The sequence below is a fragment of the Variovorax terrae genome, assembly GCF_022809125.1.
GTDB lineage: Bacteria > Pseudomonadota > Gammaproteobacteria > Burkholderiales > Burkholderiaceae_C > Variovorax_A > Variovorax_A terrae.
Window position 1 is genome coordinate 97,775 of the sequence record NZ_JALGBI010000002.1, and the last position, 12,493, is coordinate 110,267.

Sequence of the window (12,493 nt, forward strand, 5' to 3'; positions counted from 1 at the left end):
TTTGTTGTATTAAAACGTATTGGTCAAGGCTGAATGTGGTTGATGCAATCAGGGCCATGTTTTCAACCTTGCTTTTCCGCCCGGTGCCTGCCGGACACGCGTCTTTGCCAAACGGCAACGCCGAGCGCCGTGGTCCGCCGTCGCCCATCCTGAAGGCGCTTCACGCCAGCCTGCCCGGCCACCTCCTGCTCTGGCAGTCTGAAGACGCCACGCCCTGCGAATGCGACGGTCGCCCGGGCCCGCCCATCGCCAGTCGCGCGGTCTTGGAGTAAGCTGTCATGGCGCAGTAAAACAACGACCCAGGAGCGGCCATGAGCGACACCCCCAACCCCTTCGGCTTCGGTAAATTCGTCCCCGGATTCGACTTCCTGCAGAACCTGGCCAAGGGGGCGTCGCAGAACATCCCCCAGATGCCCAACCTCGCCAACTGGGTGGCGCCCACGCTCAACGTCGAGGAGCTGGACAAGCGCATCGAGGAGCTCAAGGCCGTGCAGTTCTGGCTCGACCAGAACGCCACCGCGCTCAAGGCCACCATCCAGGCGCTGGAGGTGCAGAAGATGACGCTGGCCACGCTCAAGGGCATGAACTTCAACATGGGCGACGTGGCCAATGCGTTCAAGCTCAAGGCCGCCGACACCGTGCTGTCGGGCGTGCAGAAGGTGACCGACACCGCCGCCGACACGGCCAAGACCCTGTCCGGCGTGGCCGCCAAGGGCCGCGCCTCGCGCAAGAAGAGCGCGGCCGCACCGGCCGCGGCGGCCGGCGTGGTCGATCCGATGCAGTGGTGGGGCGCGCTCACCAGCCAGTTCCAGCAGATCGCGGCCGGCGCGATGAAGGACGCGGCGCGCCAGACCGCGGTCGACACCACCCGGAACATGGCCACCGGCCTCGCCAAGGGCGCGCTCAAGACAGCCGCCGATATGGCCCAGGTTGCTACCAAAACCGTAGCAGCCAGTGTCGGCGGGACGCGGACCCCGGCCCGAAAATCCGCTAAAAAGAGCCCCGCGCGCAGCCGCCGGGCCGGCTGAGCCGCCGCGCATGAAGCTGTTTCCCTACGGCCACGCCACCCATCCGCAATGGCGCATGGCGGCCGGCCTCGTGCTGGCGCAGCTGCGCGCGCACATGGCGCTGCCGGACTACGCCAGCGCCCCCACGCTGGGGCTGCTCTACATCACCGACCACTACGCCGGCGCGGCGCAGGACATCCTGGACCACCTGGGCGCCGAGCTGCCCGAGATCACCGACTGGTCGGGCACGGTGGGCGTGGGCATCGCCTCGAACAACGTCGAGTACTTCGACGAGCCCGCGCTGGCCGTGATGCTGTGCGAGCTGCCGCCCGAGCAGTACCGCGTGTTCTCCGGGGTGGCGCCGCTGGGCCTCAACTTCGAGCCGCACACCGCGCTGATCCATGCCGACGCCGCCACGCCCGACGTGGCCGAGCTGATCGGCGAGATGGCCGCGCGCACCGCCACCGGCTACCTGTTCGGCGGGCTGGCCTCGAGCCGCTCGCGGACGGTGCAGTTCGCCGTGGGCGGCAACGGCAACATCAAGGGCCATGGCGCGGCGCGCGGCGTGTTCAGCGGCGGCCTCTCGGGCGTGGCCTTCGGCGAGGGCGTGGCCCTGGTGTCGCGCGTGACCCAGGGCTGCCAGCCGGTGTCGCCGGTGCACGAGATCACCGCGGCCGAGGGCAACGTGGTCACCGGGCTCGACGGGCAGCCCGCGCTCGAGGTGCTGATGCGCGACCTCGGCGTCTCGCTCGACGAGCCGCGCGGCGCGCTGGCCAAGGTGCGCGCCACGCTGGTGGGCCTGATGCGGCCCGGCGACGGCGCGGCGGGCGAGCTGGTCAACCGCGCCGGCCATTTCGGCGTCGACACCCAGGTGCGCCACATCATCGGCCTCGACCCGGCGCGCCAGGGCGTGGCGGTGGCCGACCCGGTGCAGCCCGGCACGCGCCTGGCGTTCTGCCAGCGCAATGCGCAGGCCGCGCGCGCCGACCTGATCCGCGTCTGCGCCGAGATCCGCGAGGAGCTCGAGCCCGAGGAAATGCCGCTGTCCGCGGCGGCCGCGCTGGCCGCACCCGAGGCCGAGTCGGCCCCCAACCCGGCGCGGCGCATTGCCGGCGCGGTCTACGTGAGCTGCGCCGGGCGCGGCGGCCCGCATTTCGGCGCGCCCAGCGCCGAGCTGCAGATCGTGCGCCGCGCGCTCGGCGACGTGCCGCTGGTGGGCTTCTTCGCCGGCGGCGAGATCGCGCGCCACCACCTGTATGGCTACACCGGCGTGCTCACGGTGTTCACGGCGGCAGACTGAGGCGGGGATGACGCGCCGCCTCCTGCCGTTGCTGCTGCTGGGCCTAGGCCTGCTCGCCGGCACCGGCGAGGCCGCGCAGTGCTACCGCAACCCGCAGGGCGCGCTGCGCTGCCGCGCCGCGCCCGACACGCCCTGCATGGCCGGCCGCAACGGCGAGGTGATGTGCGCGCCTAGGGGCGGCGGCATCGTGGCCGACCGCGAAGGCAACCCGCTGTGCGGCATCGGCCGCTGCGTGCAGGCGCCCAACGGCGACCCGGTCTGCGCCACGCAACTGCGCGGCGCCGTGACCATGCGCACCGACGGCACGCCGGTCTGCGCCGGCGGCTGCGTGCCGGGCCAGGCCGGGCTGTGCCGGCCCGAGACGCCGCAAAGCCCCTGAGCCATGGACGTGCCGGCATAAACTCCGCTCCATGAACCCTGCCGACGCTGCCGCCACCGATTCCAAGCCGCCCGGCCTCGGGCGCAGCCTGTCATGGGCCTGGCAGGCCCCGCCCGCCGGCGGCGTGTCGCGGCTGAACCTCACCTGGCGCCTGCTGAAGGCGCAGCTGCGCTCCAACCTGGCCTTGCGCCGCTGGATGGCGGTGGTCCACGAGCACCACGAGCGCGGCCTGATGCCCGACCTGCCGGCCGAATTCCTGCGCGCGGTGCGGCCCGACGTGAACCGGGGCGTGTCGCTGCCCCAGCGCATCACGCACCTGATCGACCATGCCGACTGGCTGGAGACGGCGTTCCAGCCCGCCGCGCTGCAGCAGCTGGCGGCTGGGCAGCCGGTGGTGCTGGCCGAGCTGCCGTCGTCCGGCCATGACCCGCTGCGCCTGCAGCTGCAGCGCGCCGCGCCCCACAGCCTGGAAGGCGACCTGCTGCTCACGCTGACGACGCTGCCGGACGACGGCCGCGCGGTGGACCTCGCGGCGCTCGCGTTCAGCTGCTTTCGCATCCAGGGCCAGCCCTGCCTGGCGATCGGCGGCCTGCGCGGGCCGCGGCAGCCCGGCGGGCGCCTGAGTCCGGAAGACCTGCTGCGGGCCCTGCGGGGCTGGAGAACGCCGGTGTTCCTGGTGCGCGTGATGCAGTCGCTGGCCCAGTTCTGGAACCTGCCGCTGGTTGGCCTGGACCCGGCCTGGCACTCGCTGCAGGCCGGCGGCCGGCTGCCGCGGGACGCCGGCCGCCGCGAGCTGGCCCAGCGCATTGCCGACAGCCACAACGCCCTGTGGGAGCACTTCGGCGCCAAGCATGGCGCCGAAGGCTGGCGCGTGCTGTCGCGCGAATCCGACGACGCGCTGGCGGCCACCGCCTCGTCGGCCGACAAGCGTGCGCGCCAGGCCCGGCGCGCAGACTACTGGATCCGTGTCAACACCCGGCTGAGCCGCGGCCTGGGCGAGGTGCTGCTGCGCCCCGGCCGGCACGCCAGCCTGCACGGCATGACCGAGAGCCACACGATCCAGGACAACCCGTTCACCCGTTCGGGCGCGCCCTCCAGCGTGCTGGACTCGGGGCCCGGCGAACTGATCGGCCGGCTCTGAGGTTCGCCTGCCGGCAGGGCAGGGCGCGCACGGTCCCGTTCAGGCCTTGCCGGCGGGCTGCGGCAGCGTCATCGAGGCACCGGCGCCGCGCCGCACGCTGCCCGTGAACGCAAAATCGACCTCGGGCGCGAGCCCGCTCACGATGCGCGCGATCGACTTGCCCGAGCCGCAGGCATGGGTCCAGCCCAGCGTGCCGTGGCCGGTGTTGAGGAACAGGTTCGGCAGCTTCGTCCCGCCGATCAGCGGCACGTTGCTCGGCGTGGCGGGGCGCAGGCCGGTCCAGAACTGGGCCTGCGTGGTGTCGCCGGCGCCAGGGAACAGTTCTTCGACGCGGCGCACGATGGCTTCGCAGCGCACGCGGTTCAGGTCGCGGTCGTAGCCGTTGAGCTCGGCCGTGCCGGCGATGCGCAGGCGGTCGCCCGACTCGGAGGTGTAGCGCGAGAACACGAGCTTGAACTCGTCGTCGGTCAGCGAGACCTGGTGCGCCTTCGAGGCGTCCTTCACGGGCAGCGTCACCGAGTAGCCCTTGGCCGGATAGATCGGCAGGCGAATGCCCAGCGGCGCGGCGTACAGCGGGCTCAGCGAGCCCATGGCCAGCACGAAGGCGTCGCCGCGGATGCGCTGGAAACGGCCTTCGCTGTCGGTGGCCTCGACGTGGTCGATGCTGCCGCCGGCTTCGCGCAGCGCGGTCACCGTGTGGCTCATCAGGAACCGGACGCCGGCGGCCTGTGCCAGCGTGACGAGCTCGCGCGCGAAGCGGTTGGCGTCGCCCGATTCGTCCTCGGCCGTGTAGGTGGCGCCGGCCAGTTGCGGACGGATGTGGGCGAGCGCGGGCTCGATCTTCACGGCCTCGTCGGCCGAGATCACCCGGCGCTCGCAGCCCAGCGCGCGCATCTGCTCGGCGGGCTGGAGGGCGGCGTCGAACTCCTTTTGCGTCGTGTAGAAGTGCAGGATGCCCTGCGTGCGCTGGTCGTAGGCCAGGCCGGTGTCGCGGCGCAGCTGCTGCAGCACGTTGCGGCTGTAGGTGCCCAGGCGCACGATCTGCTCGATGTTGTGCCGGGTGCGCGCCGGCGTGCATTCGCGCAGGAACTGCAGGCCCCAGAGCCACTGGCGCAGGTCGGCGCGCAGGCGGAACAGCAGCGGCGCGTCTTCCTTGCCCAGCCACTGCAGCACCTTGAGCGGCGCACTCGGGTTGGCCCAGGGCTCGGCATGGCTGACCGAGATCTGCCCGCCGTTGGCGAAGCTGGTTTCGGCGGCCGGGGTGGCCTGCCGGTCGATCACGGTCACGTCGTGGCCGAGCTGCTGGAGGTAATACGCCGAGGTGACGCCGAGCAGGCCGGCGCCGAGAACGATCACTCGCATGATGAGAGCCTTTTTGACAGAAGGTCCGCGCGGGGTGGACGCGAGCTGCTATCAAAAGAGGAGCAACCCGGCGCTGTCCGCGTGGTTGCCGCTCCCCCTGTCCTTGGTACCTGAGAGATTCACCCGCCGGTTCTCCGGGGGGCTTGCTCCTTCGGTGCATCACGGTGGTGATGGCTCTCCAGACGGCTTTTCAGTGTGTGCAGTACGGAACCTGAGCGTGTATGGGAGTTTGCGCCTTCGGTGGAACGCGGCTGGCGCGTTCGCTCTCCTGCAGCTGTCCATTGTAGAGGGAGTCGGGCAGTGCGGTATCGCCTGCCGGTACGCGGCGTGCCGCCTGGCAGGCCCCGGCGAAGCAGCGCCGCCGGCCGGGGGCCGCGCGGCCACACTGGCGCCGTGGATGCCACCCGGGAGAAGGCATGAGCCGCCCCCGGAACCGCCACAGGCCTGCGGCACAATCTGCCGCAACATCGACGCCGACCGTGAAGAGGAGCCCCGTATGACGAGCCAGAGCAGCCCCGCCGCCGCCCCCGCGCCGGGCGAGCACCCCAACCAGTTCGCGCTGCTCCGGCAACGCCGCTTCGCGCCCTTCTTCTGGACGCAGTTCTCGGGCGCGGCCAACGACAACCTGTTCAAGTTCGCCTTCACCGTGATGGTGACCTACCAGCTCAGCGTGGGCTGGCTGCCGCCGGCGATGGCGGGGCTGGTGATCGGTGCGCTGTTCATCCTGCCGTTCCTGCTGTTCTCGGCCACCAGCGGCCAGCTCACCGACAAGCACGACAAGACGGTGATGATCCGCTTCGTGAAGAACCTGGAGATCGTGATCATGGCGATCGCGGCCTGGGGCTTCTACAGCGAGAACGCGGCGGTGCTGCTGGGCTGCACCTTCCTCATGGGCCTGCACTCCACGCTGTTCGGCCCGGTCAAGTTCGCCTATCTGCCGCAGGTGCTCAATGAGCGCGAACTGACCGGCGGCAACGGCATGGTGGAGATGGGCACCTTCGTCGCGATCCTGCTGGGCAACGTCGTGGGCGGGCTGATCATGGCGGTGCCCGAGGTCGGCCACCGCGACGTGGCCATCGCCTGCGTGCTGCTGGCGCTGGCGGGGCGCGCGGTGGCGCAGTTCATCCCGAGCGCGCCGGCCACCGACCCGGGCCTGAAGATCAACTGGAACCCGGTCAGCGAGACCTGGCGCAACCTGCGGCTGGCGCACGACAACATCGTGGTCTTCCGATCGCTGCTGGGCATCAGCTGGATGTGGTTCTTCGGCGCGGTGTTCCTGAGCCAGTTCCCGAGCTTCGCCAAGGAGGTGCTGCACGGCAACGAGCAGGTGGCCTCGCTGCTGCTGGTGGTGTTCTCCATCGGCATCGGCACCGGCTCGCTCCTGTGCGAGGTGCTGAGCCGCCGCCACATCGAGATCGGCCTGGTGCCGCTGGGCGCGATCGGCATGAGCGTGTTCGCGGTGGACCTGTACTTCGCCGCGCGCGGCCTGCCGCCGGCCGACAGCCTCACGTTGGGCCAGTTCGTGGCGATCGGCGCGCACTGGCGCGTGATGGCCGACCTGGCGCTGCTGAGCCTGTTCGCGGGCCTGTACAGCGTGCCGATGTACGCGCTGATCCAGATGCGCGCGCAGCCCACGCACCGCGCCCGCATCATCGCGGCCAACAACATCCTCAATGCGCTGTTCATGATCGCCAGCTCGGTGATCGCGGGCGGGCTGCTCGAGGCCGGCTTCACCATCCCGCAGATCTTCCTGCTGGTGGGCCTGGCCAATGCGGTGGTGGCCTTCTACATCTTCATGCTGGTGCCCGAGTACCTGCTGCGCTTCATCGCCTGGGGCGCCTCGCGCTTCATCTACCGCTTCCGGGTGCGGGGCGACGAGCACATCCCGATGCAGGGCGCGGCCGTGCTGGTGTGCAACCATGTGAGCTTCGTCGATGCGGTGCTGCTGATGGCGGCCAGCCCGCGGCCGATCCGCTTCCTGATGGATCACCGCATCTTCCGTTTCCCGGTGCTGGGCTGGCTGTTCCGGCTGGCCAAGGCCATCCCGATCGCGCCGCAGAAGGAAGACCCGGCCGCCTACGAGGCCGCCTTCGAGCAGGCCGCCGAGGTGTTGCGTGAGGGCGACCTGCTGGCCATCTTTCCCGAGGGCGGCATCACGCGCGACGGGCAGATCCAGGAGTTCAAGGGCGGCATCATGAAGATCCTCGAGCGCGCGCCGGCGCCGGTGATCCCGATGGCGCTGACCAACCTCTGGGGCTCGTACTTCAGCCGCATCGAGAAGGAAGGCGCCATGGTGCGGCCGTTCCGGCGCGGCATGTTCAGCCGCGTCGGCCTCAACGTGGGCGCGGCCCTGGCGCCGGCCGAGGTCCAGCCGCAGCCGCTGCGCGAACGCGTGGCGGCCCTGCTGGCGCAGGGCTGAACGGTACTGCCAACCGATACCGGCCGACGCATCCGCCACGACTTTGCAGCGCCGCGCGGGTACCCGGCCGCGCCGCGCCACACTGCGCTCCATGTTCAACCAACCGGAGGGGTTTTTTATGCAAGTGATGGTGCATCGCGATTCCAAGGCCTGGCAGCTGCAGGTGTGGGCGTCCTTCGGGATCGCCGTTTTTCTGTGTGCCGTGGGGCTGGCCTGGCTGCCGGGCCGGGACCTGGACCGGGCGTTCATGATCATGGGCTACTTCTTCTGCCTGTCCGCGGCCTTCGTCCTCGCCAAGTTCGTGCGCGACAACGAAGCGGGCCGCGCCGAACGCCGCCCGTCCGATACGCCGATGTTCCGCATGGTGGTGTGGGGCGGCTTCTTCCTGGCCATGGGGCTGACCGGCTGGGGCCTGTGGCGCATGGAGGTCAACGAGACCTACAAGGCCTTCCTGCTGGTGAGCTGGCTCTACCTGATCACCTGCACCTTCACGCTGGCCAAGACCCTGCGCGACCGCCACGAAGCCGACCTCGCCGAAGCGCGCCTGCAGGGCCGCATGGCGCGCGGCGAAGAAGCCGCTGCCCGCTGAAGCACCGGCACCCATAACGACGAAGGAATCCTCATGAAACTCCGAATGACGGCATCGGCCTGCCTCCTGGCCGCCAGTCTTCTGTCCGGCCTGCCTGCGCAGGCCCATGCCCAGGGCGCGGCCTCGGCCGTGAGCGCCGTCTCGGCCCTGCCGCTGGCCTCCGTGGTGACGGTGGGCGCCAGCGCTGCCAGTGCCGCGCTGGCGCTGCCGCTGCCGGTCGCGCTGTCGGCGGGGGGCGCGGTGCTCACGGTCAAGGCCGTGGAGGCCAGTGCCCGCGGCACGGTGTACCTGCTGGAGCGGGCCTCTGACGGCGCGCGCGTGAGCGTGGAGGTGGTGGGCCGGGGCGCGAGCCAGGCCGTGCTGTCGGCCGGAACGGCGGTGACCGTCAGCGTCATCGGCGCGGGCGTGGTGCTGTCGGCGCTGGGCGAGGCCATCGCCTTCGTGCCCAATGAACTGGGCCGCGCCCTGCTGCACAACGAGCGCATCACGTTCTGACGCCATGAAGCTGCACCTGTGGCCGGTCGTCGTGCTGGCGGGCCTGCTGGCCCTGGCGCCGCCCGCGCAGGCCGGCCGCTCCTGCGAAGCCGGCAAACCCACCGCGCAGACGATCGAGAAGGGGCTCACGCTGGCCGAACGCACGATGCAGGCGCTGGACGCCGAGCATGCGCGTTCGGGCGCGAAGCTGGTGGTGCTGGCCCGCATGGGGCAGAACCTGAGCGCGTACGGGCTGCGCTACTCGCACCTCGGCTATGCCTACAAGACCCCCGAGGGGCCCTGGCGCGTGGCGCACAAGCTCAACACCTGCGGCACGGCCGAGTCGGCGCTGTACCGCCAGGGGCTGGGCGAGTTCTTCCTGGACGACCTGTGGCAGTACGAGGCGGCCTGGGTGGTTCCCACGCGCGAGGTGCAGGAGCGGCTGTACGCGCTGTTGCAGGACGACGGCCGGACCGCCGCGCTGCATGGCAAAGCCTACAGCATCGTGAGCTACGCCTGGGCGCAGAAGTACCAGCAGTCCAACCAATGGGCGATCGAGACGCTGGCGCTGGCCATGGAGCCGGCGGCCGGCACGCGCGAGCGGGCCCAGGCCTGGCTCAGGGCGCAGGGCTACGAGCCCGGCGTGCTGACGATCGGGCCGCTCACGCGGCTGGGCGGGCGCATCGGCTCGGCCAATGTGGCGTTCGACGACCACCCGCCCGGCAAGCGCTTCTCGGACCGCATCGAAACCGTCACGGTGGACTCGGTGTTCGCCTGGCTGGCGCGCGCCCGGCTCGGCGGCGCGCCGGTGGCGATCCGGCTGTAGCAGGCGTCGGCCCGGGCGGGCCCGCAGCAGGGCGCTCAGGCGCTGCGGATGCCGCAGCCGTGCAGCACGAAGGCAATGACTTCGCGCGCGATGGCTTCGCGGTCCAGCGGCTCGCCGTCGGCCTGCCCGAGCAGGGCGCGGGCCTGCAGCGCGAAATCGGCGTAGTGCTGGGTCATGGCCCAGATGTGCATGAGCAGCAGGCGCGCATCCATCGGCCGCAGCAGGCCGGCGGCGGTCCATCCCTGGATGATGTCGACCTTCTTTTGCGTCCAGGCACGGGCATTGGGCCAGTAGCGCTCGAGGTTGTGGCCGCCGTCGAGCACCTCGCGCGTGAAGATGCGCGAGATCTCGGGGTGGTCGAAGGCGTGGTCGAGCTTCTGGCGGATGTAGCCGGCCAGCACCGCGCCGGGATCGCTGCCCGCTTCCTCGACCGGGAACACCACCTTCCAGTCGTTCAGCACCGAGGTCAGGAGTTCCTCGTAGAGCTCCTCCTTGCCGGCGATGTAGTAGTGCAGCTGCGGCTTGGTCAGGCCGGCGCGTTCGGCGATGGCCTGGGTCGAGGTGCCCTTGAGGCCGTGCAGGCTGAACTCGGCGATGGCCGCCGCGCGGATCGCCGCCATGATGCGCTGGCGTGCCGGCCGCGTCCGCGACGGCGCTGCGCTGGGCGCGGGGCGGCCGGAGGCGGTGGCTGGGTGGGAGCGGGTCGGGCGGTCCAGGGACATGGGGGTTCTGGCAGGAGCGGAGTCTGGGCGGCATCCTACTCCGAGCCCGGCGCGGCGGGCCCGCGTCAGACGCCGCGCGCCCGATCGGCCGCGAACTGGCGCCTGAAGGCGGCGAAGCCGCCGGTGTCCAGCGCGCTGCGCACTTCCTGCATCAGGTTCAGGTAGTAGTGCAGGTTGTGGATGGTGGTGAGCATCGGGCCGAGCATTTCGCCGCAGCGGTCCAGGTGGTGCAGGTAGGCGCGGCTGAAGCCGCCGCGTCCGCCCTGGTCCCAGGACACGCCCGCCGTGCCGGCGCAGGCGTGGCAGGTGCAGCTGGTGTCGAGCGGCTGCGGGTCGCTCTTGTGGCGGGCATTGCGGATCTTCAGATCGCCGTAGCGTGAAAACAGCGTGCCGTTGCGCGCATTGCGCGTGGGCATCACGCAGTCGAACATGTCCACGCCCTGGGCCACGCCCTCGACCAGGTCTTCCGGCGTGCCCACGCCCATCAAGTAGCGCGGCTTGTGGGCCGGCAGCCGGTGCGGCGTGTGCGCCATGATGCGCAGCATCTCGTCCTTGGGCTCGCCCACGCTCACGCCGCCGATGGCGTAGCCGGGAAAGTCCATCGCCACCAGCGCGTCCAGCGATTCCTGGCGCAGGTGCTCGTACATGCCGCCCTGCACGATGCCGAACAGCGCGTTGGGGTTTTCCAGCCGCTGGAACTCGGCCTGGCTGCGCAGCGCCCAGCGCCGGCTCATCTCCATCGACTGGCGCGCCTCGCGCTCGGTGGTGAGGTGGCCCTTGGTTTCGTAGGGCGTGCACTCGTCGAGCTGCATCACGATGTCGGAGTTCAGCACTGTCTGGATCTGCATGCTGACCTCGGGCGACATGAACAGCTTGTCGCCGTTCACCGGGCTGGCGAAATGGACGCCTTCCTCGGTGATCTTGCGCATCGCGCCCAGGCTCCAGACCTGGAAGCCGCCCGAGTCGGTGAGGATGGGCTTGTTCCATTTCTCGAACTGGTGCAGGCCGCCGAAGCTTTGCATGATGTCCAGCCCGGGGCGCATCCAGAGGTGGAAGGTGTTGCCCAGGATGATCTGCGCGCCCATCTCTTCCAGGCTGCGCGGCATCACGCCCTTGACGGTGCCGTAGGTGCCCACGGGCATGAAGATCGGCGTCTGCACCACGCCGTGGTTGAGCGTGAGGCGGCCGCGCCGGGCGTGGCTGGCGGGGTCGGCGGCGAGGAGGTCAAACTGCAGCATGGGCGGATTCTCTTTGAAGCAGCATGGCATCGCCATAGCTGAAGAAGCGGTAGCGCTCGGCGATGGCGTGCCGGTACAGCGCCATGACGTGCTCGTAGCCCGCGAAGGCGCTGACCAGCATCATGAGGGTGGACTTGGGCAGGTGGAAGTTGGTGATGAGCCGGTCCACCACCTGGAAGGCGAAGCCCGGCGTGATGAAGATGCAGGTGTCGCCGCTGGCCGCGCCCGAGGCGGCCCAGGATTCCAGCGTGCGCACGGTGGTGGTGCCCACGGCCACGATGCGGCCGCCGCGCGCGCGGGCGGCCGCAATGGCCTGCTGCGTGGCCTCGGGCACCTGGTACCACTCGCTGTGCATGCGGTGCTCGGCGATGTTCTCGGTCTTCACGGGCTGGAAGGTGCCGGCGCCCACGTGCAGCGTGACGCTGACGCGCTGCACGCCGCGCGCCTCCAGCGCGGCGAGCAGGGCCTCGTCGAAATGCAGCGCCGCCGTGGGGGCCGCCACCGCGCCGGGGTGGCGCGCGAACACGGTCTGGTAGCGGCGCTCGTCTTCGGCCGAGTCCGCGTGCGTGATGTAGGGCGGCAGCGGCACGTGGCCGTGCTGCTGCATGAGCTGGTAGGGGTCGCCGCTCAGCGCGAAGCGGAACAGCGGGCCCTGCTCGTCGGGCCAGCGGCCCAGCAGCGTGGCGCCGAAGCCGCCCGCCATGCGCAGTTCGGCGCCCGGCAGCGGCTTCTTGCTGACCTTCATGTGCGCCACGACTTCACGGCCCTGCAGCACGCGCTCGATCAGCAGCTCCACCTTGCCGCCCGACGATTTCTCGCCGAACAGGCGGGCCTTCACCACCTGGGTGTCGTTGAACACCAGCAGGTCGCCGGGTTGCAGCAGGGCGGGCAGCTCGCGGAATACGCGGTCCACTGGCTGAGGATGGGTGCCGTCGAGCAGGCGCGAGCCGCTGCGTTCGGCGGCCGGGTGCTGGGCAATGAGTTGATCGGGAAGTGCGAAGTCGAAGTCGCCGAGCGTGAAGGAGCGCATGTGCTT

The 12,493-nt window shown here is 70.6% G+C and carries 12 protein-coding genes and 1 riboswitch; of the genes, 8 read left to right on the plus strand and 4 right to left on the minus strand.

Annotated features, from left to right (window positions below; translation table 11 throughout):
- The first annotated feature begins 311 nt into the window (after positions 1-311).
- From MMF98_RS15795 to MMF98_RS15810, 4 genes are read left to right on the plus strand one after another with little or no spacing between them, the layout of a single operon-like run.
- On the plus strand, positions 312-1,028 hold the full coding sequence (locus MMF98_RS15795) for a PhaM family polyhydroxyalkanoate granule multifunctional regulatory protein (RefSeq protein WP_243307590.1): 717 nt from the start codon (positions 312-314) through the stop codon (positions 1,026-1,028).
- A 10-nt stretch (positions 1,029-1,038) separates the two neighbouring features.
- The gene (locus tag MMF98_RS15800) at positions 1,039-2,307 is read left to right on the plus strand and encodes an FIST signal transduction protein (RefSeq protein WP_243307592.1); all 1,269 of its coding nucleotides are present in this window, start codon (positions 1,039-1,041) and stop codon (positions 2,305-2,307) included.
- Between the two features lie 7 nt (positions 2,308-2,314).
- Positions 2,315-2,686, plus strand: coding sequence for a hypothetical protein (locus MMF98_RS15805; protein WP_243307594.1), 372 nt, complete (start codon positions 2,315-2,317; stop codon positions 2,684-2,686).
- Positions 2,687-2,717: 31 nt separating this feature from the next.
- Positions 2,718-3,827 (plus strand): DUF535 family protein, encoded by a 1,110-nt coding sequence (locus MMF98_RS15810; protein WP_243307595.1) that lies wholly within the window; start codon positions 2,718-2,720, stop codon positions 3,825-3,827.
- Positions 3,828-3,866: 39 nt separating this feature from the next.
- Here the strand turns inward: MMF98_RS15810 and MMF98_RS15815 are convergent, their stop codons facing one another.
- Positions 3,867-5,189: a D-amino acid dehydrogenase gene (locus MMF98_RS15815; protein WP_243307596.1), complete on the minus strand. Its 1,323-nt coding sequence runs from the start codon at positions 5,187-5,189 to the stop codon at positions 3,867-3,869.
- Between the two features lie 87 nt (positions 5,190-5,276).
- Positions 5,277-5,381, minus strand: a riboswitch (glycine riboswitch).
- A 304-nt stretch (positions 5,382-5,685) separates the two neighbouring features.
- Here MMF98_RS15815 and MMF98_RS15820 point away from each other — a divergent pair.
- From MMF98_RS15820 to MMF98_RS15835, 4 genes are all read left to right on the plus strand, one after another.
- Positions 5,686-7,608, plus strand: coding sequence for an MFS transporter (locus MMF98_RS15820; protein ID WP_243307598.1), 1,923 nt, complete (start codon positions 5,686-5,688; stop codon positions 7,606-7,608).
- Positions 7,609-7,726: 118 nt separating this feature from the next.
- Positions 7,727-8,197 carry a YiaA/YiaB family inner membrane protein gene (locus MMF98_RS15825; protein ID WP_243307600.1) on the plus strand — a complete coding sequence of 157 codons (471 nt, stop codon included), beginning with the start codon at positions 7,727-7,729 and terminating at the stop codon, positions 8,195-8,197.
- 33 nt (positions 8,198-8,230) lie between these two features.
- Positions 8,231-8,692: a hypothetical protein gene (locus tag MMF98_RS15830; protein WP_423837630.1), complete on the plus strand. Its 462-nt coding sequence runs from the start codon at positions 8,231-8,233 to the stop codon at positions 8,690-8,692.
- A 4-nt stretch (positions 8,693-8,696) separates the two neighbouring features.
- The gene (locus tag MMF98_RS15835) at positions 8,697-9,497 is read left to right on the plus strand and encodes a DUF2145 domain-containing protein (protein WP_243307601.1); all 801 of its coding nucleotides are present in this window, start codon (positions 8,697-8,699) and stop codon (positions 9,495-9,497) included.
- Between the two features lie 35 nt (positions 9,498-9,532).
- Here the strand turns inward: MMF98_RS15835 and MMF98_RS15840 are convergent, their stop codons facing one another.
- From MMF98_RS15840 to queA, 3 genes are all read right to left on the minus strand, one after another.
- A complete protein-coding gene (locus MMF98_RS15840) occupies positions 9,533-10,219 on the minus strand; it encodes a TetR family transcriptional regulator C-terminal domain-containing protein (protein WP_423837631.1) in 687 nt (228 codons plus the stop codon).
- 65 nt (positions 10,220-10,284) lie between these two features.
- Complete coding sequence (gene tgt / locus MMF98_RS15845) at positions 10,285-11,457, minus strand: tRNA guanosine(34) transglycosylase Tgt (protein WP_243307602.1); 1,173 nt, start codon at positions 11,455-11,457, stop codon at positions 10,285-10,287.
- A complete protein-coding gene (queA, locus tag MMF98_RS15850) occupies positions 11,444-12,487 on the minus strand; it encodes a tRNA preQ1(34) S-adenosylmethionine ribosyltransferase-isomerase QueA (protein ID WP_243307603.1) in 1,044 nt (347 codons plus the stop codon). The genes tgt and queA overlap by 14 nt, the downstream gene beginning before the upstream one ends.
- Between the last annotated feature and the right edge of the window lie 6 nt (positions 12,488-12,493).

Bases quoted from the DNA above. Each gene is read 5' to 3' on its own strand.
- MMF98_RS15805 (WP_243307594.1), top strand. From the start codon at position 2,315: ATGACGCGCCGCCTCCTGCCGTTGCTGCTGCTGGGCCTAGGCCTGCTC.
- MMF98_RS15795 (WP_243307590.1), top strand. From the start codon at position 312: ATGAGCGACACCCCCAACCCCTTCGGCTTCGGTAAATTCGTCCCCGGA.
- queA (WP_243307603.1), bottom strand. From the start codon at position 12,487: ATGCGCTCCTTCACGCTCGGCGACTTCGACTTCGCACTTCCCGATCAA.
- MMF98_RS15810 (WP_243307595.1), top strand. From the start codon at position 2,718: ATGAACCCTGCCGACGCTGCCGCCACCGATTCCAAGCCGCCCGGCCTC.
- MMF98_RS15840 (WP_423837631.1), bottom strand. From the start codon at position 10,219: ATGTCCCTGGACCGCCCGACCCGCTCCCACCCAGCCACCGCCTCCGGC.
- MMF98_RS15830 (WP_423837630.1), top strand. From the start codon at position 8,231: ATGAAACTCCGAATGACGGCATCGGCCTGCCTCCTGGCCGCCAGTCTT.
- MMF98_RS15825 (WP_243307600.1), top strand. From the start codon at position 7,727: ATGCAAGTGATGGTGCATCGCGATTCCAAGGCCTGGCAGCTGCAGGTG.
- MMF98_RS15835 (WP_243307601.1), top strand. From the start codon at position 8,697: ATGAAGCTGCACCTGTGGCCGGTCGTCGTGCTGGCGGGCCTGCTGGCC.
- MMF98_RS15820 (WP_243307598.1), top strand. From the start codon at position 5,686: ATGACGAGCCAGAGCAGCCCCGCCGCCGCCCCCGCGCCGGGCGAGCAC.
- tgt (WP_243307602.1), bottom strand. From the start codon at position 11,457: ATGCTGCAGTTTGACCTCCTCGCCGCCGACCCCGCCAGCCACGCCCGG.
- MMF98_RS15800 (WP_243307592.1), top strand. From the start codon at position 1,039: ATGAAGCTGTTTCCCTACGGCCACGCCACCCATCCGCAATGGCGCATG.
- MMF98_RS15815 (WP_243307596.1), bottom strand. From the start codon at position 5,189: ATGCGAGTGATCGTTCTCGGCGCCGGCCTGCTCGGCGTCACCTCGGCG.